At 49.0% G+C, this 3,250-nt stretch carries 2 protein-coding genes; both read right to left on the reverse strand.

Annotated features, from left to right (window positions below):
- Positions 1-26 precede the first annotated feature (26 nt).
- A complete protein-coding gene (gene spfP / locus J1785_RS27130) occupies positions 27-74 on the reverse strand; it encodes a small protein SpfP (protein WP_071892919.1) in 48 nt (15 codons plus the stop codon).
- 164 nt (positions 75-238) lie between these two features.
- Positions 239-3,037 carry a DNA polymerase I gene (gene polA / locus J1785_RS02140; RefSeq protein WP_217218701.1) on the reverse strand — a complete coding sequence of 933 codons (2,799 nt, stop codon included), beginning with the start codon at positions 3,035-3,037 and terminating at the stop codon, positions 239-241.
- Between the last annotated feature and the right edge of the window lie 213 nt (positions 3,038-3,250).

Genomic DNA, 3,250 nt, shown 5'->3' on the forward strand with positions numbered 1-3,250 from the left:
TAAAATGCCTGGGGCGGCTAAAATATTCAGCCAAATCCGATTACGTGAAGTAAAAGGTCTGAAAGATAGAACATCTTACCTCTGTACCCTACAAGAGAAACTTTACCCTATTTTCTGACGGGGAAAAAGAACTTTTTGTAGTTTACTTACACAAAAATCGCGGATTATGCGATCACTCTCATGGTATGAGCACATAATTGTGTAGCTTAATTACAAAAAAAGCTTAATAACTATTCACTTAGTGTGCCTGATCCCAGTTGTCGCCCGTGCCCACATCCACTTTCAACGGAACGGCCAGCGTCATGCTTGCTTCCATCAGATTGCGGATTTTTTCGCTTGCCGCTTCGACATCATCTTTATGCACTTCAAACACCAGTTCATCGTGTACCTGCATGATAATGCGGGCACGCGGCGCGTCAGGTTGTTGCAGCCAGTCAGCGACGCTGATCATGGCGCGCTTGATAATGTCAGCAGCTGTACCCTGCATCGGGGCGTTGATGGCTGCACGCTCGGCACCTTTGCGGCGCATGGCATTACTGGATTTGATGTCCGGCAGATACAGACGGCGTCCATCCAGCGTTTCAACATAGCCCTGTTCAGAAGCCTGAGCACGGGTACGTTCCATGTATTCCAGCACGCCAGGATAGCGCTCAAAATACAAATCCATATAACGCTGGGATTCTTTACGCGCGATATTCAGCTGGCGTGATAAACCAAAGGCGCTCATGCCATAAATCAGACCAAAGTTGATCGCCTTCGCACTGCGGCGCTGTTCGCCAGTCACGCTGTCCAGCGGCGTGCCAAAGACCTCCGCTGCCGTTGCGCGGTGGATATCTTTACCCTCGGCAAATGCTTTCAGCAGACCTTCATCTTTCGATAAATGCGCCATGATGCGCAGTTCAATCTGTGAGTAGTCGGCTGCCAGAATGATGTAGTCTTTTGGCGCGATAAAAGCCTGACGGATACGCCGCCCTTCATCATTACGCACCGGAATGTTTTGCAGGTTTGGATCACTGGAAGACAGACGCCCCGTGGCCGTGACTGCCTGATGATAAGACGTATGCACACGCCCGGACTGCGGATTGATCATCAAGGGCAGTTTATCGGTATACGTCGATTTCAGTTTCGCCAGCCCACGGTATTCAAGGATCACTTTTGGCAGCGGATAATCCAAAGCCAGCTCAGCCAGAACTTCTTCATTGGTTGACGGGGCGCCACCCGGTGTTTTCTTGAGGATCGGCAATTTCTGTTTTTCATACAGAATGGCCTGTAACTGTTTGGTCGAAGACAGGTTAAAAGGTTCTTCAGCCAGTTCATGCGCTTTGTTTTCGAGTTCATTCAGACGAATGGCCAGTTCTTTCGAATGGGCTGCGAGAATATTCTGATCAATCAGAACACCGGTGCGTTCGATATGAGACAGCACAGGCACCAAAGGCATTTCGATGTCCGTGAATACTGCCTTCAGGGATTCACTTTGTGCAATCCGTGGCCAAAGTGACTGATGCAACTGCAACGTAACATCAGCATCTTCCGCCGCATACGGTGCCGCTTGTTCAAGCGCAATTTGGTTGAAGGTCAGCTGATTTTTACCTTTACCCGCGATCTCTTCAAAGCTGACGGTTTTATGGCCAAGATAACGATCGGCCAGGCTGTCCATATCATGACGGCCAGATACGCTGTCGAGTACATAGGACTCAAGCATGGTATCGAAGGCAATGCCTTTCAATTCGATGTCATAACGCAGTAACACACCGCGGTCGAACTTCAGGTTCTGACCGACTTTCAGCTGCTTTTCATCTTCAAGCAAAGGCTTCAGTTGTTTCAGCACCTCATCGCGATCCAGCTGCGCCGGCGCATCCAGATAATCATGTGCAACAGGCAAATACGCCGCTTTTCCCGCTTCGGTGGCGAATGATAAGCCGATGAGGTTGGCAGTCAGCGTATCCAGGCCATCAGTTTCTGTATCGAATGCAAACACATCCGATGCTTTCAGATAACCGATCCATTCATCAAGTGTCTTTTGATCCAAAATGGTGACGTAACAGTCCTGAGAAAGCTGGTTAGGTTCAACAGGCGCAGTGGTGGCAACTTCCTGAGTGGCAGCGCCTTTCTTCGCTGCTGCCTTACCCGTAGATTTTTTACCGCTTAGCCAGGTCCCGGATTCAACATCGGCCAGCCAGCGTTTGAATTCATAGCGACCAAATAACTGATGAAGTTCAGCCGCGTTCGGTTCTGAGACTGTCAGCTCTGCACAGGTCAAGTCCAGCTTAACATCTGTCTTAATGGTCGCCAGTTGGTAAGATAAATAAGCGACGTCTTTATTCTCAGCAAGTTTAGCCGCCATGGTTTTAGAGCCACGAAAACTGAGTGTCGACACCTTATCCAGATCAGCATACAAAGCATCAAGGCCACCAATGCCCTGTAAGAGAGCCTGCGCCGTTTTCTCACCTACACCCGGCACGCCTGGTATGTTATCCGAGGAATCGCCCATCAAAGCCAGAAAATCAATGATCAGTGAAGGTGGAACGCCATATTTATCGACAACTTCATCTGGCCCAAGAATCGTATTGTTCATGGTATTAATTAAAGTCACGCCCGGGGTCACGAGCTGCGCCATGTCTTTATCACCGGTACTGATCAGCACCGCATGCCCCGCCTGTTCTGCTTCAAGAGCCAGCGTGCCGATCACGTCGTCAGCTTCTACACCAGAAACCACCAGCAAAGGCAGCCCCATAGCTTTGACCATTTGATGAAGAGGCTCAATTTGAGAGCGCAGGTCGTCTGGCATCGGGGGACGGTGAGATTTATATTGTTCAAAAAGTTCATCACGGAAGGTTTTGCCTTTCGCGTCAAAAACCACAGCAACATGGCTTGGTGTGTATTGCAGCAGTAAACTGCGCAACATGTTGAGCACACCGTACATCGCACCGGTCGGTTCCCCAGCAGAGTTAGTCAGCGGAGGGAACGCATGGTAAGCGCGATAAAGGTAAGACGAACCGTCTACCAGGATTAAGGGGTTTTCTGCTATCTGGGCCATAACTCTTCTTTATTCGTGATCAGACATACACTAAGGATGCCATAGCCAGCGGGAAAGACGAACCTTGAGAGGGAAATTCATTGCGAAGTTGCGAGGGATCTCGAAGGATCATCCTGTGGATAACTTTGTGAATAGTTTTTATAGCAAATTACTATCTGATCATATTCTGAAAATACTCCAGAATTTTAATTACTGGTTTCATGAGCTTATCGG

This window comes from Rahnella perminowiae, from assembly GCF_019049755.1.
GTDB classification, from domain to species: domain Bacteria; phylum Pseudomonadota; class Gammaproteobacteria; order Enterobacterales; family Enterobacteriaceae; genus Rahnella; species Rahnella perminowiae.